General features: G+C 61.0%; 20 protein-coding genes, 4 tRNA genes and 2 pseudogenes. 13 read left to right on the plus strand and 13 right to left on the minus strand.

Going from position 1 to position 22,887, the window contains the following annotated elements; translation table 11 throughout:
* Nucleotides 1-19: 19 nt before the first annotated feature.
* Nucleotides 20-952 (minus strand): LysR family transcriptional regulator, encoded by a 933-nt coding sequence (locus tag ACA046_RS23230; RefSeq protein WP_459022756.1) that lies wholly within the window; start codon nucleotides 950-952, stop codon nucleotides 20-22.
* A 90-nt stretch (nucleotides 953-1,042) separates the two neighbouring features.
* Here ACA046_RS23230 and ACA046_RS23235 point away from each other — a divergent pair, with 90 nt between their 5' ends.
* Nucleotides 1,043-1,669, plus strand: coding sequence for an alanyl-tRNA editing protein (locus ACA046_RS23235; protein ID WP_497675076.1), 627 nt, complete (start codon nucleotides 1,043-1,045; stop codon nucleotides 1,667-1,669).
* 180 nt (nucleotides 1,670-1,849) lie between these two features.
* Here ACA046_RS23235 and ACA046_RS23240 read toward each other — a convergent pair whose 3' ends face one another.
* A complete protein-coding gene (locus ACA046_RS23240; RefSeq protein ID WP_497675077.1) occupies nucleotides 1,850-3,418 on the minus strand; it encodes an alkaline phosphatase D family protein in 1,569 nt (522 codons plus the stop codon).
* Entirely contained in the window at nucleotides 3,418-3,972 is a 555-nt protein-coding gene (locus ACA046_RS23245) for a GNAT family N-acetyltransferase (protein ID WP_497675078.1), read from the minus strand. Before ACA046_RS23245 ends, ACA046_RS23240 begins: the two co-directional genes overlap by 1 nt.
* A gap of 189 nt (nucleotides 3,973-4,161) precedes the next feature.
* Between ACA046_RS23245 and ACA046_RS23250 the strand changes: the two genes are divergently transcribed.
* From ACA046_RS23250 to ACA046_RS23280, 7 genes and pseudogenes are all read left to right on the plus strand, one after another.
* Complete coding sequence (locus ACA046_RS23250) at nucleotides 4,162-4,569, plus strand: ExbD/TolR family protein (RefSeq protein WP_017480231.1); 408 nt, start codon at nucleotides 4,162-4,164, stop codon at nucleotides 4,567-4,569.
* A gap of 2 nt (nucleotides 4,570-4,571) precedes the next feature.
* Nucleotides 4,572-5,306 (plus strand): energy transducer TonB family protein, encoded by a 735-nt coding sequence (locus ACA046_RS23255; protein ID WP_497675079.1) that lies wholly within the window; start codon nucleotides 4,572-4,574, stop codon nucleotides 5,304-5,306.
* Nucleotides 5,307-5,330: 24 nt separating this feature from the next.
* Nucleotides 5,331-7,612, plus strand: a pseudogene (locus ACA046_RS23260) (TonB-dependent receptor).
* A gap of 17 nt (nucleotides 7,613-7,629) precedes the next feature.
* Nucleotides 7,630-8,277, plus strand: a complete 648-nt coding sequence (locus ACA046_RS23265; RefSeq protein WP_459022767.1) for a MotA/TolQ/ExbB proton channel family protein — start codon at nucleotides 7,630-7,632, stop codon at nucleotides 8,275-8,277.
* A gap of 58 nt (nucleotides 8,278-8,335) precedes the next feature.
* The gene (locus ACA046_RS23270) at nucleotides 8,336-9,553 is read left to right on the plus strand and encodes a phospholipase D-like domain-containing protein (protein ID WP_497675080.1); all 1,218 of its coding nucleotides are present in this window, start codon (nucleotides 8,336-8,338) and stop codon (nucleotides 9,551-9,553) included.
* 117 nt (nucleotides 9,554-9,670) lie between these two features.
* Nucleotides 9,671-9,997 (plus strand): hypothetical protein, encoded by a 327-nt coding sequence (locus tag ACA046_RS23275; protein WP_497675081.1) that lies wholly within the window; start codon nucleotides 9,671-9,673, stop codon nucleotides 9,995-9,997.
* Nucleotides 9,994-10,539: a hypothetical protein gene (locus tag ACA046_RS23280; RefSeq protein WP_497675082.1), complete on the plus strand. Its 546-nt coding sequence runs from the start codon at nucleotides 9,994-9,996 to the stop codon at nucleotides 10,537-10,539. Before ACA046_RS23275 ends, ACA046_RS23280 begins: the two co-directional genes overlap by 4 nt.
* Before the next feature lie 99 nt (nucleotides 10,540-10,638).
* On the opposite strand, the gene ACA046_RS23285 is transcribed toward ACA046_RS23280, so the two are convergent.
* From ACA046_RS23285 to ACA046_RS23300, 4 genes are all read right to left on the minus strand, one after another.
* Nucleotides 10,639-10,714: transfer RNA gene (locus ACA046_RS23285), tRNA-Gly, on the minus strand.
* 3 nt (nucleotides 10,715-10,717) lie between these two features.
* Nucleotides 10,718-10,793 (minus strand) — tRNA-Glu (locus tag ACA046_RS23290).
* A gap of 104 nt (nucleotides 10,794-10,897) precedes the next feature.
* Nucleotides 10,898-10,973 (minus strand) — tRNA-Gly (locus tag ACA046_RS23295).
* 3 nt (nucleotides 10,974-10,976) lie between these two features.
* Nucleotides 10,977-11,052: transfer RNA gene (locus ACA046_RS23300), tRNA-Glu, on the minus strand.
* A 370-nt stretch (nucleotides 11,053-11,422) separates the two neighbouring features.
* Between ACA046_RS23300 and ACA046_RS23305 the strand changes: the two genes are divergently transcribed.
* Both ACA046_RS23305 and ACA046_RS23310 read left to right on the plus strand, forming a co-directional pair.
* Nucleotides 11,423-12,181, plus strand: coding sequence for a hypothetical protein (locus ACA046_RS23305; protein ID WP_459022775.1), 759 nt, complete (start codon nucleotides 11,423-11,425; stop codon nucleotides 12,179-12,181).
* 122 nt (nucleotides 12,182-12,303) lie between these two features.
* Nucleotides 12,304-13,116 carry an alpha/beta fold hydrolase gene (locus tag ACA046_RS23310; protein WP_497675083.1) on the plus strand — a complete coding sequence of 271 codons (813 nt, stop codon included), beginning with the start codon at nucleotides 12,304-12,306 and terminating at the stop codon, nucleotides 13,114-13,116.
* A 36-nt stretch (nucleotides 13,117-13,152) separates the two neighbouring features.
* On the opposite strand, the gene ACA046_RS23315 is transcribed toward ACA046_RS23310, so the two are convergent.
* The 4 genes and pseudogenes from ACA046_RS23315 to ACA046_RS23330 all read right to left on the minus strand — a co-directional run bounded on the left by ACA046_RS23315 (nucleotide 13,153) and on the right by ACA046_RS23330 (nucleotide 17,625).
* A complete protein-coding gene (locus ACA046_RS23315; RefSeq protein ID WP_497677127.1) occupies nucleotides 13,153-14,034 on the minus strand; it encodes a methyl-accepting chemotaxis protein in 882 nt (293 codons plus the stop codon).
* A pseudogene (locus tag ACA046_RS23320) lies at nucleotides 14,014-15,120 on the minus strand (HAMP domain-containing protein); the annotation flags it as partial. The gene ACA046_RS23315 and the pseudogene ACA046_RS23320, both read right to left, overlap by 21 nt.
* 115 nt (nucleotides 15,121-15,235) lie before the next feature.
* Complete coding sequence (locus ACA046_RS23325; RefSeq protein ID WP_459022779.1) at nucleotides 15,236-16,660, minus strand: aminotransferase-like domain-containing protein; 1,425 nt, start codon at nucleotides 16,658-16,660, stop codon at nucleotides 15,236-15,238.
* A 203-nt stretch (nucleotides 16,661-16,863) separates the two neighbouring features.
* Entirely contained in the window at nucleotides 16,864-17,625 is a 762-nt protein-coding gene (locus ACA046_RS23330; RefSeq protein ID WP_497675084.1) for an SDR family oxidoreductase, read from the minus strand.
* A 227-nt stretch (nucleotides 17,626-17,852) separates the two neighbouring features.
* Between ACA046_RS23330 and ACA046_RS23335 the strand changes: the two genes are divergently transcribed.
* Nucleotides 17,853-18,860 carry an NADP-dependent oxidoreductase gene (locus ACA046_RS23335; protein WP_017480213.1) on the plus strand — a complete coding sequence of 336 codons (1,008 nt, stop codon included), beginning with the start codon at nucleotides 17,853-17,855 and terminating at the stop codon, nucleotides 18,858-18,860.
* A 139-nt stretch (nucleotides 18,861-18,999) separates the two neighbouring features.
* Here ACA046_RS23335 and pyrF read toward each other — a convergent pair whose 3' ends face one another.
* A complete protein-coding gene (gene pyrF, locus ACA046_RS23340; RefSeq protein ID WP_076015252.1) occupies nucleotides 19,000-19,698 on the minus strand; it encodes an orotidine-5'-phosphate decarboxylase in 699 nt (232 codons plus the stop codon).
* A gap of 290 nt (nucleotides 19,699-19,988) precedes the next feature.
* Between pyrF and ACA046_RS23345 the strand changes: the two genes are divergently transcribed.
* Both ACA046_RS23345 and ACA046_RS23350 read left to right on the plus strand, forming a co-directional pair.
* Nucleotides 19,989-20,753: a response regulator gene (locus tag ACA046_RS23345; protein WP_076015347.1), complete on the plus strand. Its 765-nt coding sequence runs from the start codon at nucleotides 19,989-19,991 to the stop codon at nucleotides 20,751-20,753.
* Nucleotides 20,753-21,790: a sensor histidine kinase gene (locus tag ACA046_RS23350; protein ID WP_459022784.1), complete on the plus strand. Its 1,038-nt coding sequence runs from the start codon at nucleotides 20,753-20,755 to the stop codon at nucleotides 21,788-21,790. The genes ACA046_RS23345 and ACA046_RS23350 overlap by 1 nt, the downstream gene beginning before the upstream one ends.
* Before the next feature lie 28 nt (nucleotides 21,791-21,818).
* Here the strand turns inward: ACA046_RS23350 and ACA046_RS23355 are convergent, their stop codons facing one another.
* On the minus strand, nucleotides 21,819-22,883 hold the full coding sequence (locus ACA046_RS23355; protein WP_459022786.1) for an AI-2E family transporter: 1,065 nt from the start codon (nucleotides 22,881-22,883) through the stop codon (nucleotides 21,819-21,821).
* Between the last annotated feature and the right edge of the window lie 4 nt (nucleotides 22,884-22,887).

Consider the following 22,887-nt stretch of genomic DNA (forward strand, 5'->3'; position numbering starts at 1 on the left):
ATCGCGAGCAAGCTCGCTCCTACAGTTTCTTCAGCGTCGGCTCTTTAGCCATGCACTCCACCAAATAATCAATAAACACCCGCAACTTCGGCGGCAGATACCGCGTCGGCGAATGCAGCAACCAGGCATCCCCGTGGTACGACGCAATAAAATCCCACCCCGGCAACACCTGCACCACCTCCCCCGCTTCCAGCGCATGCCGCGCCGTGAAATACGGCAAGCTGCCAATTCCCACATGTTGCAACACCGCATCCAGCCGCACCCCGGTGTGATTGGCCGCATACCGCCCGCGCACCCCGACTGTCACCGCCTTGCTGCCCTGGCGAAACTTCCAGCGCGCATCCCCCGGCGTCTCGCCCAGGTAGATGCAACTGTGCTCCAGCAAATCATGGGGATGCTGCGGCGTACCATGCTCGGCCAGGTACTGCGGTGTGGCGCAGATCAAATGCTCGATTGGCAGCAATTGCCGCCCCACCAGGCCCGGCGGCGGGCTGTCGGTGATGCGGATGCTCAGGTCGACATTGTCATCAATCAGGTCAACATGCCGGTCCTCAAGGATCAATTGCACATCGACCTTGGGATAACGCCGCAAAAACTCCGGCATATGCGGATGCACCACAAAACGCCCCACCGCCTTGGGCACGCTGACCCGCACCAACCCTTCAGCTTCATGGGTGTACTGCCCGCTGATTTCCATTACCGAACGCGCGGCGCTGACCATTTCCTGGCAGCGCTTGAACACCTCTTCGCCGCCTTCACTGAGGCGCAACTTGCGTGTGGTGCGTTGCAGCAGGCGAGTCGCCAGGGCTTTTTCCAGGCGCGAGATGCTGCGGCTCACGGAGGAAGGCGATGCACCCAACTGTCGCGCGGCTTCTGAGAAGCTGCCGGTTTCCACCACCTTGACGAAAATCGCCATTTCACCGAGCAGTGGCAAGGGAAGATTGATGCTCATGACGCACAAGTCCATTGAGATTTGAACGGATTATCACCCATTGGCGCACTTCTTATACTGCCGGATAGAAACCCTGATGCGGATGTAGAGATGACCCAGCGCCTGTTTTTTACCCATGACCACCTGAATGCCGAACTTGAAGTGCTGGGATGCACGCCTTTTGATAACCAATTTGCAGTGACCCTGCACTCAACGATCTTCCACCCCCAAGGTGGCGGCCAGCCTTGCGACACCGGCTGGCTGGGAGAAAGCCAGGTGTTGAAGGTCGTGCAGGAAGGCGATCGCATCGTGCATTACGTCGACCGCCCCGTAGCACCCGGCGCGATACAGGCACGCGTCGATGAAGACCGCCGCACCCTGCACACGCGCCTGCACTCGGCCGGGCACCTGATCGGCAATGCCGGCGAAACCTTGGGCTGGATGCCGATCAAGGCCCATCACTGGCCGGGCGAAGGCAAGATCACCTTTATTCGCGGTACTTCGGCTCAAGCCATGGACGCCGAGGTGATTCAGCGGCAAGTCGACCAATGGATCGCCGCCAACCTGCCACGCCATATGGCACTGGATGAGGGCACGCGGGAAGTGGGTTTTGGCGAGCTGCCGGCGTATGCCTGCGGCGGTACGCATGTGCAGGCATTGGGGGATGTGGGCCAGATAAAGATCCTGGCCCTTTCGGAAAAAAAAGGGGCACTGTCGGTGCGATACAGCCTGGATTGAGAAACATCTTCTGGCTGGCAAACAACCTGTGGCGAGGGGCCTTGTCCCCCGTTGGGCTGCGCAGCGGCCCCAGAAGGCAATCAGCTTCTCCTCAGGAAGAGCTCGACATGAGATTTTCGGGGCCGCTTCGCAGCCCAACGGGGGACAAGCCCCCTCGCCACAAAAGCCCTCCTCAGCTAGTCAAACCGCAATCGCTCCCGCCCTGCCCGGCTCCACCACAAACGACTTGAGGGTCGAGACGCTGGCATTCGGATCCTTCGGATCGGAAATCACCCGGAAGTGCGTCAGCATGCTCTTTTCCTCAAGCGCCACCGACACATAGCCGCGCTGGCGGCTGTCGAAAAAATTCACATGGGGATTGAGGGGCAGGATCGCACTGAACGCCTTAAACGGCGGCCCGTCAGAGGTCACCGACGTGCCGACAAACTCGGTAGCGACCACCGGCGAATCCAGATTCCCTCCGTCAGCGTGCAGGTCCGTCGCCCAGAACGAGTGAATATCGCCGCCCCAGAACACCGGGTTATTCACCTTCCTGCGCACCATCGAAGCGAGCATCCGTTCACGGTTGGCCATGTAACCATCCCAGCCATCGGTCCAGCGGCCGGGCTTGTGGTTGGTCAGGTCTCGTTGTGTGAGCGGCGCGACCAACAGGTCCTGGGCGATCACGTTCCATTGTGCCCGGGACTCGGCAAAGCCCTGATCCAGCCACGCTTCCTGCTCCCAGCCGAGCATGGTGCGGCGGGGATCGCGCAGGTCGGCACAGGTATTCGCGGCGACATGCCCCTTGTGGCTGCCATTGGCCAGAATGCACGGCTGCTCGGAACGGTACTGGCGACCGTCCAGCACGTGGAAACGCGCTAGTCGGCCGTAATCCAAACGCCGATAAATGCGCATGTCCGGCCCTTGCGGCAAGCTGCTCAAACGCAGCGGCATATGTTCATAGAACGCCTGGTAGGCCGCCGCCCTCTGCTTGAGAAAACTCGCCACCGGGATGTTCGGGTCCTGGGACCACTGACTCGCGTAGTCGTTTTGCACCTCATGATCGTCCCAGGTGACCACACTCGGCGCCGCGGCATGCAGTGCCTGCAAATCCGGATCGGTCTTGTACAGGGCGTAACGGTTGCGGTAATCCACCAGGTTCAGCGCATTGCCGCTGCCGTGGGGGCGAATGATCTTGCCGGAGTCGGCCGCGTAGGAACTGTCGTAGATGTAATCACCGAGAAAAAACACCAGGTCGGGCTGCTCGGCCGCCAAGTGACGATAGGCGCTGAAGTAGCCTCGCTCCCAATGGGAGCAGGAGACAAAACCCAATTGCGCCGACGCCATGGCATACACCGCCGGGGCCGTGCGCGACTGCCCCACCGGGCTCTGCGCACCGAGGCCTTCGAACTGGTACCAGTACGGTCGACCCGCTTCCAGCCCGGCGACTTCCACATGCACCGAATGGGCGAAACGCTCGCTGGCCATTACCTCGCCCTGGCGCACAATCCGCGTCATCGCCGCATCACTGGCCACCTTCCAGCGCACCGGCACTGCTCGGTTCAATCCGCCGCGACCGTCTGCGGCATTGAACAACGGCGCGAGGCGCGTCCAGATCACGAAACCATCGGGCAACGGATCGCCTGAGGCCACACCGAGGGTGAAGGGATAGTCGATGCCTGCACTGCGGGCAAAAGGACTGAGGATCGAAAACGCGGTGGCAACTGCAAGCCCGCCCAGTACGCGACGGCGGTCGTGATCGACGCTCATCAACCGCGCTCCGTCCAGTCGGCACTCACCAGGCCATACAACAACATGTCCTCGTGGACCCCGTTCTTGAGGAAGGCGCCCTTCATGCACCCTTCGTAACCCAAGCCGATTTTTTCCATGACCCGAGCGGACCCTTTATTACGGGCAAAGCACTGGCTGCCCACACGCTGCAGCGCCAATTCGCTAAACCCAAACGCCATGATCTGAGTCGCTGCTTCGGCGGCATACCCCTGACGTCGACGATGCGCGGCCACCCAATACCCGAGGTGTCCACTCCTATGAGCCGCAGACAACCTGAGGCTGATCACGCCGATCAATTCGCCGGTTTCCCGCAGATGAATACCCAGTCCCAGTGAATGACCCGAGCGGTAATTCTCTGCCTGCCCGTCAATAAAGGCGTGTGCAACTTCCAAGGTGTAAGGCGATGGAATCGCAGCCGTGTTGTTCGCAATATCGGGACCGTTGGCCAGCACCGACAACGTCTCGGCCTGCTCCTTTTGCAGAGGCTTCAACAGCAGGCGCGGGGTAGATAAATGCGGCAGTGCAATGCTCATGCAGAGGGACTCGCGAAATAAATTCTCCAAGAATGTACTCGCGTCGTGTCAGTTTCATTACGTAGATAAATAGACCCGCGAGTTGTCTGTAAGACGCGTCCTAGAGCCTTAAAAGCTTAAATTAAAGTTAACCATTCGGTCATTTTTGGTTGCTAGCGTGTCGCCCCTAATCAACGGCGAGGTAGCGGAATGAGAACTTGGGATGAACCCAAAAAGCGCAAGGCACACATCGAACTGATCCCGATGATCGACGTGATGATGTTCCTGTTGGTGTTTTTTGTACTGGTGAGTTTGAACGTGATTCCGGCCCTGGGCATGAAGACTCAGTTGCCGAGCGCCAGCAGTTCACAACAGCTCAAGCCGCAAAATAAATTCATCCTGACCCTGGGTCTGGAAGGCCAGCTGCAGCTCGATGGCAAAGACATGAGCGTCGAGGCGTTGGTGCCGGCACTCAAGGCTGCCGAGAAGCCTGACACCAAGTCGACGATCATCGTCAACAGTGACAAAGGCGTCGAAGTTTCTCGCCTGGTCGAGGTGATGGACACCCTGCGCGTGGGTGGCTTTACCTCTGTCTCCATCGCTACGAAAAAGTCCTGATCATGTACGCCTTGTTTCGTGCGCGTCGGCTGCTGGGCAGTGTCCCGGCCCTGATCGCCCTGGTGCTGATTGCACTGGGTATCCAGTCCCAACCCCTGAAGATCCAGCCGCAGTACGACGAGTCTGCGGTTGAACTTGCCCTGGTGGAGCCCGAGCCGGAAGTGGTCCCCGAGCCCGTGATGGAGCAAGAGCCACCGCCGCCGGTGATCGAAGACGAAGAGGCCGAACCCGCCCCACCGCCTCCGCCACCCAAACCGGTGCCAAAGCCACTGCCAAAACCTGAGCCCAAGCCGAAACCCGTGCCCAAGCCCGTGGTCGCCAAACCGACGCCTGTGCCTGCACCCGCGCCGGTCGCCGCCAAGCCCGTGCAAGCCGCTCCCGCGCCCACGCCGGCACCCGCAGCACCGCCCGCACCGCCGAAAGTCGACGGCCAGGCACTGGAAGGCGGCTACCTCAAGGGTTTGCGCAACGAGCTGGACACCTACAAGCAATACCCCACCGGGCGCCAGGCGTCCCTCGAGCGCCCGAGTGGCGAGGTGGTGGTCTGGTTAATGGTGGACCGTCAAGGCCGCGTTCTCGACTCCGGGATCCAGACCCCAGGGCCGAGCATGCTGCTCAACCGGGCCGCCACCAACAGCCTGCGCCGTATCAAGCAGGTGAAACCGTTCCCCGAACAAGCCTTCAGTGGACGTAACGAGCAGCGCTTCACCGCCACCTTCAACTACAGCGTGCAATAAGCACACACCACCAGGACGACAGTGATGAAGTTCACCCGGATTCACCTGGCACTCGTTGCCGCGACGAGCATGACCCATGGAGTGGTCATGGCAGACACCAGCGACAGTGACGTCGGGACCATTGGGGTACAGGGCAAGGCAACCGCGGGGGGCGGTTACATGGTCCAGGAGGAGAGCGCCAAGGGCCGCTCGACCATCACCAAGGAAGCGCTGGACAAACAGACGGCCACCGGCAACGCCATCGACAAGCTCAAGTACACCCCGGGCCTGAACATCTCCAGTGAAGACAACACCGGCCTCTCGGGTTTCCGCTTCACCATGCGCGGCATGAACTCCGACCAGGTGGGCATGTCGGTGGACGGCATGCCGATCAACGACTCCGGCAACTATGCGTTGTACTCCAACCTATTGGGCGACCCGGAAAACATCGACCAGATCTTCGTGACCCAAGGCTCGTCGGAAGCCGACGGCCCGCACATCGGTTCCAGCGGCGGCAACATCGGCATCGTGACCATTCGCCCCACCAGGAAACCGGTGCCTTCGTCAAGCAAGTGGTCGGCAGCAACGCCACCCGCAAGACCTTTGCCCGCCTCAACACCGGTGAAGTCAACGGCCTGAGCAACTGGCTGTCGGCCTCCCACACCGAAGGCCAGATGTGGCGCGGTTCGGGTGCCGTGCGCGCAGACAAGGTGGAGTGGAACAGCTTCTTCGACGCCGGCAACGGCAACACCGCCAACCTGATCCTCAAGTACCACGAGCAGGACAACAACAGTTACAGCCAGTTGACCAAGTCGCAGTTCCAGCAGTACGGCCGCAAGTACGATCCGTACCCGGCGACACCGGCGGTGGGTTCCAACGGCAAGATCAGCAGCTACTACGACCTGGCGCAGAACCCGTTCCAGACCTTTACCGCCGTGCTCAACACCCAGTACAAACTGAGCGACAACCTGTCCCTCTCGGTGATCCCGTATTACTACTACGGCAACGGCAGCGGCGTGGGCTCCTCCGCCTATGCGCTGAACAGCGGCTCGAACAAGGGCGGTGTTTTCGACCTCGGTAACCTGCCGACGCAGGCCCAATACAACGCCGACGGTTCCGCAACCACCGGCGTCTACTACCGCCCTTCGCGCACCCAGACCTGGCGCCCGGGCATCACCACCAAGCTGAACTGGGACCTGGGCGACCACAGCCTGCAATTCGGCTACTGGTACGAACGCGCCCGCCAAAGCCAGACCCAACCGTTCATTGCCCTGAAGAACAATGGCAAGCCGAGCGACACCTGGCCGGACGGCAACTCGGTGGTCGACGCCAATGGCAACACCGTCCAGGGTCGCGACCGCTACACCGTCACTCCGGCACAGAAAGTCTGGGCCCAGGACACCTGGTACATCAACTCGGACTGGACGCTGATCGCAGGCATTGCCTACATGAATGTCGAGCGTGAAGGCACCAACCACGGCAGCCTCACCGAGCAACCGGGCAAGGCCAACCAGACCTACAACAAACTGCTGCCCAACGCCGGCCTGAAGTACCAGATCGACGAGCGTGACCAGCTGTTCTACAGCCTGTCGCGCAACATGCGGATTCCACAGAACTACGTGCTGTACGACAAAGGCGTCGGCTCCCTCGACTCCAAGCCGGAACTCAGCTGGAACCAGGAACTGGGCTGGCGCTACACCGGCGAAGACAGCACCCTCGCCGCCACCCTGTTCTACATGCAGTTCAAGAATCGCCAGCTCACCTCCCTGGACAGCAATGGTGATTCAGCCGACATCAACGCCGGCACCGTCATCAACAAAGGCCTGGAGCTGGAGTGGAGCGGCAAGCTGCCGCACAACTTCAACTACTACACCTCCTACACCTACACCAGCTCCAAGCAGCAGGATGACCTGACCGTCTACAGCGGCGGCAAGCCGATCGTGCTGCCTACCAGCGGCAAGCAATTCGCCAACGTGCCGACGAACATGCTGGCAGCCAACGTCGGCTATGACGACGGGCGCTTCTACGGCACCTTCGGCGGCAAGTTCACCAGCAAGCTCTATGGCGACCTGACCAACGACGAAGCCATCTCCGCCCGCACCATTTTCAACCTCGGCGCCGGTATCTACCTGCCGGTGGACAAGAAAGTCGTCAAGGACGCAACCCTGCGCCTGAACGTCGACAACCTGTTCGACAAGAAGTACCTGGACGGCGTGTACACCACCAAGACCAACGCGGCGAGCTACAGCGGGTTCCGCGATGGCGACCCGGCTTACATCGTTGGCCTGGACCGCACCGTCACCGTTTCCCTGGAAGCCAATTTCTAACTGCGAGGCTCAGCATCATGGACATGAACCTGCTTCACCAAATCACCTTTTATGTGATGTACGCCGCACTGGCAATTGCAATCTTCATCACCATCGAACGTGGCATCTACTTCGCCTACGTGCGCCGTCAGGCACGTGCGTTGACTGAAGTGCTGGGCGCCAATGTGCACAGCGAGCGCGACCTGCCGGAAACCCTGACCCGCCGTGACAGCCTGCCGCTGAGCATGGTGCTGCCGATCCTGGCGCAGAAGGCTTCCCATGGTTCGCGCAAGGACCTGGACGACGAGATCGAAACCCAGTACCTCAAGACCCGCGCGCCGCTGTCCCGCAGCCTGTGGATCATCGAAACCATCACCACCGCCGCGCCACTGCTCGGCCTGCTGGGCACCATTCTCGGCATCATCGACACTTTCAAGGCGCTGGCCACTGCCGGCGTGTCCGACCCGGGGCAGATTTCCGGTGGTATCGGTACGGCCCTGTTCGCCACGGGTTTGGGTATCGCCATCGCGCTGTTCTGCGTGGTGTTCCACAACTTCTTCCAGGACAGCCTGGAGCGCATCAACGACCAGCTGAAAATCCTGCTGATCCGCGCTGCAACCGGTGCCCGCGTACAGGGTGAAGTGCCGCACCTGGTGCCGGCGCCGCTGCACAGCCGCACTGCGTGAATTTCCCGGGGCGGGCGCATCATGCGCCCGCCCTTTCTTTTTGCCCGATGAGACGCCTATGTCCATATCGTTAAAGTTACGTATCGCCGGCCTTGCAGGCCTGCTCCTCAGTCCGCTTGCCCAGGCGGACTTTTTAATTCCGGGGTTTGAGTTGGTGCATACCGTGCCGGTGGACACGCAACTGGGAACGGCGGACCTGCGCCAGCCCGGCCCGGTATGGATCGGGCTGTTTGACGGCGCGAAAAGCCGCATCGACATCGGCCAGTTCTACGCGGCAGATCATCCTGGCTCGGTGATGGACAAGGTGATTGAACACCTGGAAGCCGCCGGTAAACGCGGGGTGAAGATTCGCTTCCTGCTGGAAGAAAAAGGCGTGCGGCTGTCGGAAGCTTCCACCTTGGACCGCTTGCGGGCGATTCCCAATTTGACCTTCCGCATCCTGCCCTATGGCAAGCTGAGTGGCGGGATCATCCACGCGAAATACATGGTGGTGGACGGCAAGCAGGCGTTTATCGGCAGCCAGAACTTCGACTGGCGTTCGCTGGAGCATATCCACGAAACCGGGCTGTTGATCAGTGATGCAACCGTCGTGGCGCAGACCCAGGCGATTTTTGAACAGGACTGGCAGGCCCAGGCAGCGTTGGCCGCCAACAAGCCTGTCGCCCTGCCCGCCGCGGGCGCTACACCGGCGCGCACCGGCAACTACCTGGTGGCCAGCCCCCAACGCTACAACCCGCCGGGCGTGGGTGATTCACAGCTGGAGCTGCCACGCCTGCTGGGCGAGGCGAAAAAGGAAGTGCGTGTACAACTGCTGGACTACGCGCCGCTCTCCTATGGGCCCGACAGAACCCGCCCTTATTACGCGGTGATCGACAACGCCGTGCGTGCGGCAGCGGCGCGCGGGGTGTCGATCAAGTTGATGGTGTCCAACTGGAACACCGAAGCGCTGGAATTGCCGTACCTGAAAAGCCTGGCCGTGCTGCCGAATGTCGAGGTCAAGATCGTTACGTTGCCCGAGGCCAAGCAGGGATTTATTCCTTATGCGCGGGTGATTCACAGCAAAACCATGGAGATCGATGGGCAAGTGGCCTGGGTGGGGACCAGTAACTGGCTGGGCGGCTATTTCGATAACTCGCGCAACCTGGAAGTGGTGATGCGCAGTGAAGCGATGGCCAAGCGTGTGGGAGATTTACACGAGCAGCTGTGGGACGGGCCGTATGCCAAGGCACTGGAAGTGACGAGCGAGTACCCGGAGCCGCATCCGGGCAAGTCGTGAACCGTTGCCCGCAAAGAGCATGACTTTGCGGGCAATGTCACATTGCCAGATATGAATGTTGCACTTTTTCGCCTTTGCGCTGACCAACCCTGCATAACTCATGGATGGAGAGCAGGGATGAACAACATACGCAATGGACTGTACGGAGCCGCGCTGCTTTTGGCGGCCATCGGGCTGACAGGTTGTGCCAACTCCATGACCTCCACCGGTGTGCCGGGCGTGAAGATGGGCGACAGCTATGAGCAGGTACTCGCCGTGGTCAGCCGCGATAATACGGTGACCAAGAAGATCGACGGGGAGGGATTCCGGGCTGAGGGTTACTCACAGGCGTTCAGGGATTGTCGCAGCACCTATTTTATTTTCCAGGGCGCCGACGGCTTGCAGATGGTTAGTCATGAGCCCGCGCCGAATCTGTCGGTCAGCCAGAACTGCCGCCAGCCATGAGCACTTTACGCGTAATTCCCGCCCTGTTCCTCGTGCTCCTCAGCGGCTGCGGCCAGGTGTATAACATCCGCTCCCTCAACACCGCCTACACGGCGCCGCCATCCACCGAGACGGCGCACGTGCGCGTGATCAGCGACGGCATGGTGCGCGCGGTGCCAGGGCATGATTGCCTGGACTGGAACGTCCCCGGCGCCGGCGTGATGGTGTCGGCCAAATCCGGCTTCTCCGACCGCAATGGCGCAAGCCTCGGTATGCCGGGGCCGACTTACACCTGGGACGGTGCGGTGTCGTCCGAACTGGTGATTCCGGCGAACATGCCCATCGCCTTTCACTACCTGGGGCTGCCGCAAGCTGGCCGGCAATGTTTCAACACCATGACCTTTATCCCCAAGCCCGGCATGGATTATATGGTGCGCGCGTCCCTGTCCCGCAGTTGCGCGTTCGAGTTGGCCGAGTTGCCGAAGGGCGCTGAACGGTGGAACCCGATTGAACCGACGCCGTCGGGAAGGCTGTCCATGTGCCACGCGATGGATAACTTCTAACGGCCCAGGCGCAACGTGGGATGGGGCGTTGCGCCCCAGCCCATAAAAAATCCACAAACAAAAACGCCGATCATTGCTGATCGGCGCTTTCGTTAAATATGGAGCGGGAAACGAGACTCGAACTCGCGACCCCGACCTTGGCAAGGTCGTGCTCTACCAACTGAGCTATTCCCGCAAATGGCGTCCCCTAGGGGACTCGAACCCCTGTTACCGCCGTGAAAGGGCGGTGTCCTAGGCCACTAGACGAAGGGGACACGCTACTGAAACAAATGGTGTGTATTTCAGTGCCCAGAGATTAAATCCGAAGATTATGCCCTGGTTTCACTCAGTGCCGCCCGAGAGCAACACTGCTTAAATTTGGAGCGGGAAACGAGACTCGAACTCGCGACCCCGACCTTGGCAAGGTCGTGCTCTACCAACTGAGCTATTCCCGCATATGGCGTCCCCTAGGGGACTCGAACCCCTGTTACCGCCGTGAAAGGGCGGTGTCCTAGGCCACTAGACGAAGGGGACACACGTACAACATTCACTCCCTACCGCGTTTCGCTGTGTGCTTTACGCTGTAAGTGGCGCGCATTCTATGGATGGATTGGGAGGTCGTCAACCCCCAAGGATAAATTTATTTAAATCAATGACTTCGCCGTGGTTTACGGGGGTTGCAAGGGTTTCTCGCCGTCCAAGCTTTGGCGCCTATATTCTGGCGTTCCACAAGGCGCTATAGTTGGCAACAGCAAATGATGGCAATGTGCATCCATGCAGGGACTGCCCAGCTATATAGAAGAAACTACTGACGCAACTGGTCGCTCAGTCCTATCCGGCCACTGCACCAGTCACTACACTTCAACGCAAACCCCATAAAGAGGTCACACCGGTGACACCACTCATGATCACCCTGCTGGTAATAGCCGGGATCGTAATACTGATCGCCATTGGCTACATGAACCACGTGGTGGAAAACAATAAACTGGAAAAGAACCGGACCCGGATCGAACTCAATGACCGGCTGCGTCGCTGCGGTGAAATCACCGAGACCTTTCCAGGCCAATTGATGACGCCGCGACTCAAGTTGCTGCTGACCCGCCTGGAGCTCAACGTCAACCAGCGCCTGTTGAACCTGGACAAGTCGAATGCGTCGCTCAAGGCACGCATCACCGAGCTCAACGCACTGGTGGCCCAGGGCGAATCGATTCCGGTGAACAACCCGCCCGGCCCGATCCAGACCGAAGCCAAGGCCAAGGATGTACGGTTCCTGCTGGAAGCCCTGCATGGCCAGGTAACTCGCGCGGCCCAGGACGGTTTCCTGCCGACCAATGAAGCCAAGCACTGGATCAAGGAAATCCGCCACATCCTGGTGCTGTTGCACATCGAGTTCTTCAACAACCTGGGCCAGCACGCGCTGCAACAGGGCCAGCCGGGCCAGGCACGCCTGGCGTTCGAACGCGGCGTGCAGTACCTGCGCAAACAGCCAGAGCCCGTGGTGTACAGCCAGCAACTGCAATTGCTGGAGAAACAACTGGCGCGCGCCAACTCCATGGTGCTGACCAACCTCGAGCCGGCTGAAGACGAGGTCAACGAATTGACCCAAGGCTTGAAAGAGGTGGATGCGGACGCGGACTGGAAGAAGAAAGCCATCTACGACTGATCCCCGGCCATTGTGGTGGGCGGTAAACCCGCTCGCCACATGCCATCACTCTGCATCTATCCCCCTCCCGCCGAATAGCGTAAAAAAGGCCCCCTCTCTCCGTTAACGAAAAGGGCCTCGCCATGCCTGTCGTGATCATCGATGGACAACCGCTGCACTACCTCGACCAGGGCACCGGCCCCGCCGTTCTCCTCGGTTCCAGCTACCTGTGGGACAGCCAGATGTGGGCGCCGCAGATAGAAGCCCTTTCGCAACAATACCGAGTGATCGTCCCCGAGTTATGGGGCCACGGCGAGTCCGGCCCACTGCCTGCAAACACCGCATCCCTGGACGACCTCGCACGCCAGCACCTGGCCCTGCTGGATCATCTGGACATCGCCCAAGTCAACCTCGTAGGTTTGTCGGTCGGCGGCATGTGGGGCGCACGCCTGGTGCTGCTGGCACCCGAGCGGGTCAACAGCCTGGTGCTGATGGACACGCACCTGGGTGCCGAGCCGGAAGCCACTCGCCAGTACTACTTCTCGCTGTTCAAGATGATCGAAGATGCCGGTGCCATTCCGGAACCGCTGCTGGACGTGGTGGCGCCGATCTTCTTCCGCCCCGGCATCGACCGGGAATCGGCCTTGTACCAGGGCTTTCGCAACGCACTGAAGGCCTTCCCCAAAGAGCGCCTGCTGCAAAGCATCGTGCCCCTGGGCCGGATAATCTTCAGCCGCGCCGATGTGCTGGAGCAGCTGTCGCGCCTAAACGCTGACACCACCCTGGTGATGTGTGGGGAGCAAGACAAGCCACGCCCACCTGCCGAATCAGAAGAAATGGCAACCTTGATCGGCTGCACGCTGACGTTGATTCCGGAAGCAGGGCATATTTCCAGCCGGGAAAACCCCGACTACGTCAACGAGGCGCTGCTGACTTTCCTGGTCAACAACGCCTGACGGCCCTGCCCTTTGATCGCCGCAGGCTTGCGGTGATCAAAGGCGGAAGTGCCCGACCATCCCTTTAAGCTCCGTACCCAACTGCGCCAGCTCAATGCTCGACGCCGCGTTGCCCTGCATGCTCAACGCCGATTGATCGGCACTGGCACGGATGCTGGTGACGCTGCGGTTGATTTCCTCGGCCACCGAACTTTGCTCTTCGGCCGCCGCGGCAATCTGCTGGTTCATCTGCTGGATCAGTGACACCGCCGCCGCAATGCTGCCCAGGGCACTTTCAGTCTCCAGGGCATCACTGACCGCCAGCTTCACCAGTTCGCCACTCTGTTTGATCTGCTGCACCGAAGACTGTGCCGCGCTGCGCAAGGTGCTGACCAGTCGCTCGATCTCCTCGGTCGATTGCTGGGTACGCTTGGCCAGTGCCCGAACTTCATCGGCCACCACCGCAAAACCACGGCCCTGCTCGCCCGCACGGGCCGCCTCGATGGCCGCATTCAGGGCGAGCAAGTTGGTTTGTTCGGCCACGCTTTTGATCACCTCGAGTACCGTGCCGATATTCTGGATTTCCGCACTCAGGCTTTCGATGCTGGTACTGGCAGAGGTCGCAGAACTGGCCAGCAATTCGATGCGCTGCAAGCTCTGGCGCACCACCTGCTGGCCGCTGTCGACCTTGTCATCTGCGGTCTGCGCAGCCTGGGCCGCTTCTTCGGCGTTGCGCGCCACGTCGTGCACGGTGGCGGTCATCTGGTTCATGGCCGTAGCCACCTGCTCGGTCTCTTCCTTCTGGCTGCTGACCTCGATGTTGGTCTGCTCGGTTACGCTGGACAGCGAATGAGCCGAGCTGGCCAGTTGCTCGATACCCGCCTGCAACCCGCTGACCATGTTGCTCAAGCCGCTGCTCATCTGCTGCATCGCGAGCATCAACTGGCCCATTTCGTCCCGACGGCTGACTTCCATGCGCCCACTGAGATCACCGGCGGCGATCTGCTGGGCCACTGCAATCACACGGCGCAGCGGCGCCACAATCAACCGGGTAATGATCCACGCGGCAATCAGCCCCACCAGCAACGCCAACGCGGAGGAGCCAATGATCAGCAATGCGCTTTTCTTCAACTGTGCCTGCATCGACAGGTCTTCTGCGTCATAGGCCTGATTGACCCGCGTGACCACCTCGGCAGCACGCTCGTGCAGTTGCTTATAGACGACCTTTTCCTGGGCCAGCAGGCCGGTGTACTCGCCGAGTTTTTCGCTGAAGGCCGCGATATGCCCGGACACCTCGTTGAGCACGGTTTGATAACCGGAATCCTTGACCGTGGTTTTCAATTGCTCGACCTGGGCCAGGGCCTGGTCGGCCTGCTCGATCTTGCCTTGCTCGGTGTTCTCGTCATCGCCCTTGCGGCTTTGATCCAGACGCACGTGCGCTTCGTTCATGGCTTGCAGCATCAGGCGCGATACCTGGCTGACCTGCCCCGCCTGCTCGATAAATTCGGCGCCTTCCTTGCCCTGGCTTTCCTTGAGGCCATAGGCGCCGTCGTCCGCCAGCCCGGCCTGCAACACATCGAGGTTGTTGGCGACACTGGAGACCGACCAACTGGCCATTTCCAGGGCCAGGTCCTTGGTCTGGGTCAGCTCGACAAACTCATCGAACGCCTTGCGGTAGGCCGCCAACGCCTGCTCGACGTCGGTCATCACCGGGACGTTGGCGGGCGACTGGCCCTTGAGAATCGTGGCCTGGGCGGCCAATGCGTCGACGCTTTCGTGCAAGGCATCCACCGACTTGGGGTCAGCATGCAGCGCGTAGTCCTGCTCGATCAAGCGCACCTTGAGCAGGTCGCTGTTGAGCGCCGACATGGCTTTAAGGCCCTCGAAACGCTGGCCAACGGTTTGCAGCGACCACACGCCAATCGCGGCCACCAGCGCCGTCAACAGCAACACCAAGGCAAAGCCCAAGCCCAGTTTCTTTGCCATACCGAGGTTGGCAAAACGTCGTTGCACGGCAGAAATCATTGCACTTGAGTCCTCTTGCAATGGCGGGTGCCATCAAGCCCGGTTTCGATGCAGCGAGATTCGCAACCCCGGGGCACTGAACACAAGCGTTTGGCGCCACAATAATGGCAAAAAGCTACATCCTCGTCGTTTTCAGAATGGTAGAGGTCGATCCTGCCGGGCCCATGGCCTTGAACAGCGCGAGGGCGCGCTGATCAGAAGCATAGGCCACGTTGATGCGCAGCCAGTCACTGTGTTCACCCGTCGGGCTGAAAAGCGCCCCTGGCGACAGCAACACCCCAAGCCGACGAGCCTGCGCGTGCAGCGTCGAACAGTCACCCACGCCAGGCCGCGCCCACACAAACATGCCACCCGCCGGCACCGCAAACACCTCCCACTCCTCGTCTTCCAGCACCTGCAAGGTGACGGCCATTTCGGAGCTCAAGCGCCTACGCAGGCGTTGCACCCACTTGCGGTAGGCACCATTGGCCAGCAATGTGGCCACGACCGCCTCGGCGAACCGCGAGGTGCCGATACCGGTCATGGTCTTGACCTTGGATAACTGCGCGATGATCGCCCCGCTGGCCGTGAGGTAGCCCACGCGCAAAGCGCTGCTGAGGGTCTTGGAAAAACTCGAGATATAGATCACCCGGTCCTCGTGGGGCAACGCCGACAGCCGGGTACAGCTGGCATGTTGCAGATCGCCATAGACGTCTTCTTCGACAATGAAGAAGTCCCGGGAATGAGCCAATTGCAACAAGCGCTCGGCCACCGCCAGGGACAGGCTGGTGCCGGTGGGGTTGTGATACAGGCTGTTGATGAACAGACACTTGGGCCGATGCCCGTGCAACAGCGCCTCCAGTGCAGGCATGTCCGGACCACTGCGTGTGCGCGGCACTTCCAGCAGCTTGATACCGTGAAAGGCCAGCTGGCGGTACAGGTTGCCGTAGCCCGGGCTTTCCACCACCACGGTGTCGCCAGCCTTGAGCAGTGTGCGGATCAGCAGGTCCTGGGCATGGCTCGCGCCCTGAGTGATAAGGATATGGTCGATCCGGGCCGCCACATGAATGTGGGCCAGTCGCTTGAGCAACTGTTCGCGCAGCGCCGGCAGGCCCAGCGGCGTGCTGTAGTTGAAGACGGCGGCGGTATCGGTGCGGGTGACTTCACGAATCGCGTAGCTGATGTCGTCGCTTTCGCGCCAGGTGTCCGGCAGCCAGCCGCATCCCAGTTTCAGTCCACCCAGTTGATTATCGACGAAGGCGCCCCACCCGGACTCGGCGCCCTCATACCATTGGTTTTCGCAACGAAGGCCGCGCTCGGCGGGAGGCTGGGCCACACAGAAACCCGCGCCTTGCCTTGATGCCAGCACGCCTTGGGCAACCATCCGCTCAAACGCCTCGATCACGCTGGACTGGCTGAGCAGGTTCTCGTGGGCCAACTGCCGAACCGAAGGCAACCGCGTCCCGGGCCTGGCTCCGCTCTCGCGAATCCAGGCGGCCAACGCGCTGACGATTTGCTGCACTACCGGTACAAGGGCTTGTCGATCGATCCCTAAATCCATGAGCCACTCACTTAAACTGTTGTCATTTAACCCAAACCAGTTAAGCACAGAAGCCCAATGACAGCCGTGGTGAAGATTTATTAAATCATTGATTTAATTAGATTATTTACCTACTGATACACATTCGACCAAGGCATCTGGCCATCTGCGGAAAAGCCTCACAGCGCGGCCAACGCTTTTCTGAATGGCATCAGCGTCAGTTCCTAAATGGCAGTCGCGCCACCGTCCACCGCCAATGCCTGGCCTGTGGTAAACGCAGCACCGTCGCTGCACAGGTAAAGCACCGCGCTGGCGATTTCCTCGACCTTGCCGATACGCCCGACCGGGTGCATGGCGGCGGCAAACTCCGCTTTGCGCGGGTCGGCCTCATAGGCACGGCGGAACATATCGGTGTCGATCACCGCCGGGCACACCGCGTTGACGCGGATTTTCTTTTTCGCGTATTCGATCGCCGCCGACTTGGTCAGGCCGATTACCGCGTGTTTGGACGCGGCATAGATGCTCATCTTCGGCGCCGCCCCCAGCCCCGCCACCGAGGCCGTGTTGACGATGGCACCACCGCCCTGGGCCAGCAGCAACGGCAATTGATACTTCATGCACAGCCACACACCTTTGACGTTGACCCCCATGATTGCGTCGAACTCATCCAGGCTGCCATCGGCCAACTTGCCCTTTTCGATCTCAATCCCGGCGTTGTTGAAGGCATAGTCCAACCGACCATAGGTGGCCACGGTCTGCTGCATCAACTGCTGTACGTCCGCTTCGAGGGTGACATTGCAGCGTACAAACACCGCTTCGCCACCGGCCTGATGAATCAGCGCCACAGTGCCCTCGCCGCACGCCGCGTCCAGGTCGGCGACTACGACCTTCAAGCCTTCAGCGGCGAACGCCAGCGCAGTGGCGCGGCCAATGCCCGCGGCCGCGCCGGTCACCAGGGCTACCTGGCCGGAAAATGTCATGCTCATGGTGATGTCCTTCGATGGGGATGCTCGATGACCCCAGTCTAGCCAGAGCCGCCCCGGGCACGTCAGCACTATCAAACGCCCGGTTGGGGAACCATGAGCCGCAGTGATAACGACACCGGCGTCACTATCATTGCAGTGGATCGACGGGCATTCGCAGGTGCCGCGCACCTTGCCGGTGCGGCTCGAAGGGTCTATCACTCAAGGTCCACTTCTCAAGAGTCCCTGCCATGACTGCCCAGACCAACCGCCAATTCCTGCTCGCCAAACGCCCGGTCGGCGCTGCCACGCGGGACACCTTCACCTACCAGGAAGTACCGGTGGGCACGCCCCAGGACGGGCAGGTGCTGGTGCACAACGAATACCTGTCCCTGGACCCGGCCATGCGTGGCTGGATGAACGAGGGCAAATCCTACATTCCGCCGGTAGGTATCGGCGAAGTCATGCGCGCTTTGGGCGTAGGGAAGGTCATCGCGTCGAACAATCCGAAATTTGCCGTGGGGGACTACGTCAACGGTGCCTTGGGTGTGCAGGATTATTTCGTCGGCGAGCCACGGGGTTTCTACAAGGTCGATCCGAAACTCGCACCGCTGCCGCGCTACTTGTCGGCACTGGGGATGACTGGCATGACCGCCTACTTTGCCCTGCTGGACACCGGCGCACCCAAGGCCGGAGATACCGTGGTGATTTCCGGCGCGGCCGGTGCAGTGGGCAGCATTGCCGGGCAGATCGCCAAGATCAAAGGCTGCCGCGTGGTGGGCATTGCCGGCGGCGCCGACAAATGCAAGTTCCTGGTGGATGAGTTGGGTTTTGATGCGGCCATCGACTACAAGAACGAAGACGTGCACGCCGGCCTCAAACGCGAGTGCCCGAAAGGTGTGGACGTGTATTTCGATAACGTCGGCGGTGACATTCTCGACGCCGTGCTCAGCCGCCTGGCATTGAAAGCGCGCGTGGTGATCTGCGGTGCCATCAGCCAGTACAACAACAAGGAAGCCGTCAAAGGGCCGGCCAATTACCTGTCATTGCTGGTCAATCGTGCACGTATGGAAGGGTTTGTGGTGATGGATCACGCGGCGAATTTTGCCGCTGCCGGGCAGGAAATGGCCGGGTGGATGGCTCAGGGCAAGCTCAAGAGCAAGGAAGATATCGTCGAAGGACTGGAGACGTTCCCGGAAACGTTGATGAAACTGTTCAACGGCGAGAACTTTGGGAAGTTGGTACTGAAAGTCAGCTGACGCACCGCAGATCGTTCTGCACACACGGTTAATGTGGGAGCCGGGCTTGCCCGCGATGCAGGCGACTCGGTGTTTCAGTGATACCGAGGCGATGCTATCGCAGGCAAGCTAGCTCCCACAGAGACCGTGGCTGCTTTAGTCAGGCGATCTCGGCAACCACCGCCGCCAGCGCCTTGGCCGGGTCGGCCGCCTGGCTGATCGGGCGACCGATCACCAGGTAATCGGAACCGGCGTCCAACGCCTGGCGCGGCGTCAGGATGCGACGCTGGTCGTCCTGGGCGCTGCCCGCCGGACGAATCCCCGGGGTCACCAGTTGCAGCGACGGGTGGGCGGTCTTCAACGCCTGAGCTTCCAGCGCCGAGCACACCAGGCCGTCCATACCCGCCTTTTGCGCCAGGGCGGCGAGGCGCAGCACTTGTTCCTGTGGCTCGATATCCAGGCCGATGCCGGCCAGGTCTTCACGTTCCATGCTGGTCAGCACGGTGACGCCAATCAACAATGGCTTGGGGCCGGTGCGCTGATCGAGCACTTCACGGCACGCGGCCATCATGCGCAAACCGCCGGAGCAGTGCACATTGACCATCCACACGCCCATTTCGGCGGCGGCCTTGACCGCCATCGCGGTGGTGTTGGGGATGTCGTGGAATTTCAGGTCGAGGAACACCTCGAAGCCTTTGTCACGCAAGGTGCCGACAATTTCTGCCGCACAACTGGTGAACAATTCCTTGCCGACCTTGACCCGGCAAAGCTTGGGGTCCAACTGGTCAGCCAGCTTCAGTGCGGCGTCACGGGTGGGGTAATCCAGGGCGACGATGATAGGAGTCTGGCAGACGGACATTGGAATGGGCTCTCAGGCAAGTCGAAATCGGCGCGGATTGTAGCGCAAGCAGCGCGTTTGCGGGATCCGATGATCGGTAATTCGCGATTTAGCCGCCAGATTGCGGGCTCCCTGGCAATTGTGTCGAAACCGATACATTCCCGACATGCCTGCAATACCCCCGAAGATTAGCCTCGCACACGTGAACCACCGTACAGAACTTCCAGCCCCGGGGCTGGGCGCCTATGCTGAACGCAACAACCTCGCCGCCGATCTTCGGCCCGGCGGCCCACCAGGTAGATGATCGCACCATGCAAACCCTGACTCCTGCGCTGAATGACGATCAAAAAGGCTCGCTTGTGGGTGAAGACAAGCGCTGGAACACCCGCGCGCTGATCGTCGACGACGACGTGCCGATCCGCGAACTGCTGATCGATTACCTGGCGCGCTTCAATATCCTCGCCAGCGGCGTGACCGATGGCGCCGCCATGCGCCAGGCCATGCAAGCCGAAACCTTCGACGTGGTGGTGCTCGACCTGATGTTGCCCGGTGAAGACGGCTTGTCACTGTGCCGCTGGCTGCGAGCTGAGTCGGACATCCCGATCCTGATGCTCACTGCCCGCTGCGAACCCACCGACCGCATCATCGGTCTGGAACTGGGAGCCGACGATTACATGTCCAAGCCCTTCGAGCCTCGCGAGCTGGTGGCGCGTATCCAGACCATCCTGCGTCGCGTGCGGGATGATCGCACCGAGCAACGGGCGAATATCCGCTTCGACAACTGGCGCCTCAACAGCGTGCTGCGCCAACTGGTGGCCGACGATGGCCTGGTGGTGCCGCTGTCCAACGCCGAATTCCGCTTGCTGTGGGTGTTTATCGAGCGCCCGCGCCGGGTGCTGAGCCGCGAGCAATTGCTGGATGCGGCCCGTGGCCGTTCCATCGAAGCGTTTGATCGCAGCATTGACCTGCTGGTCTCGCGCCTGCGCCAAAAACTCGGGGATGATCCCAAGGCTCCGCAGTTGATCAAGACCGTACGCGGTGAAGGCTACCTGTTCGACGCCCGGGATATCGGCTGATGCGCAACGCCTTCAACACCCTGTTCGGGCGGCTGTTCGGTGTGTTGCTGGTGGCGATTGTGTTGGCCCACGCGCTGGCATTTTTCTGGTTTCACCACTATGGCCCGCCGCCGCCACCGCCACACGAAACCTTCATCGAGGAACCGGACGGCACCCTGACGCCAATGCCCAAGGCGCATCGCCGTCCCTGGTTCGGCGGGCCTGTGGTGCCGCTGACGTTTCAGTTTTTCTCGCTGATCATCGCGGCCTGGTATGGCGCCAAGTTACTCAGCCGGCCGATCCAGCGCCTGAGCGCCGCAGCCGAACGCCTGAGCCTGGACCTCGACAGCCCACCGCTGAACGAGTCCGGCCCACGGGAAGCACGGCAGGCGGCGTCGACCTTTAACCTGATGCAAAAGCGCATCCGCGAACAGGTCACCCAGCGTGCGCGGATGCTCGGCGCCGTGTCCCATGACCTGCGCACCCCGTTGTCACGGCTCAAGCTACGCCTGGAACAGATCGAAGACACCAAGCTGCAGGGCCAGATGCGCCAGGACCTGGATGACATGATCGGCATGCTCGACGCCACCCTGAGCTACCTGCACGAACAACGCACCAGTGAAACCCGGCATTGGCTGGATGTGCAGGCGCTGGTGGAATCCCTGAGTGAAAACGCCCAGGACCGCGGCTCCGACGTGCAATGCAGTGGTGAATGTGTGCCGCTGCAGGTGCAACCGATGGCCCTGCGTTCGAGCCTGAACAACCTGATCGACAACGCCTTGCGCTATGCCGGCACCGCGCGCATCGAACTGGCGGACAGCCCGCAGGCGCTGGTGATCAAGGTGATCGACCATGGCCCGGGGATTGCGACGGATAAACGCGAGGCGGTGTTTGAGCCGTTTTATCGGCTGGAAGGCTCGCGCAATCGTAACTCCGGCGGCGTGGGGTTAGGGATGACGATTTCCAAGGAAGCGGTTGAACGCCTCGGTGGACGGCTGAGCCTGGAGGAAACGCCGGGCGGTGGCCTGACGGCAGTGATGTGGCTGCCGAGGGCGTAGGAATGATCCCTACGCCCTGCATGAACCCTTACTGCCCGGCTTTATCCTCCCGCCGTACCTGAGCCTGGCTGGCGCTCCAGTCCGTCAGCAAGCTATACGCCACCGCGAGCAATGTCGGGCCGATAAACAGACCGATGAAGCCAAACGCAATCAACCCGCCAAACACCCCCAGCAACACGATCACCAGCGGCAGGTTGCCGCCACGGCTGATCAGGTACGGCTTGAGCACGTTGTCCACGCCGCTGATGATGAACGTGCCCCACACGCCCAGGAATACCGCATAGGTGTAGTCGCCCTTCCACGCCAGCCATGCGGTGGCCGGGATCCAGATCAGCGGTGGGCCCATGGGAATCAGGCTCAGCAGGAACGTTACTATGCCCAGCACCAATGCCCCCGGCACCCCGGCAATCCAGAAGCCGATCAGCGCCAGCAGGGCTTGGGCGGCAGCGGTGCCGATCACACCGTTGACCACCCGCTGCACCGTGCCCGCGACCAGTTCGATGTAGTAACCCGCACGATCGCCGATCAACCGCTCCAGCAGACGATGGACAAACATCGCCAGACGCGGCCCGTCACGGTAGAAAAAGAACACAAATACAAGGCTCAGGGTCAGCTCCAGAATCCCGCCGCCAATCTGCGCGCTTCGGGCCAGCAACCAGTTGCCCACCTGCCCCAGGTACGGCTTGAGGGTGACCATCAACGCCGCGCCCTGCTGGTCGATGCTGTCCCACATCGCCACCAACCGCTCGCCGACAAAAGGAATTGAGCCGAGCCAGGTAGGTGCCTCGGGCAAACCATCCACCTGGATATCCTTGATCAAGCCAACGGCGTCGCGCACATGGTCAGCCAGGTTGAACCCCAGCCATACCAGCGGCAACGCCACCAAGAGCATCCAGACCAGGGTCAGGATTCCGGCAGCCAGGGATTCGCGTCCACCCAGCCAGCGGGTGAGCAGGCGCATCACCGGCCAACTGGCAAACGCCAGCACCGCGCCCCAGAACAGCGCCGACCAGAACGGCGCCATCACCCAGAAGCTGGCACCAAACAACACCAGCAGCAGGATCTGCACCAGCAGGCGATCGTTATTGAGCATGTGG

The sequence above is a fragment of the Pseudomonas sp. LBUM1641 genome, assembly GCF_059716235.1.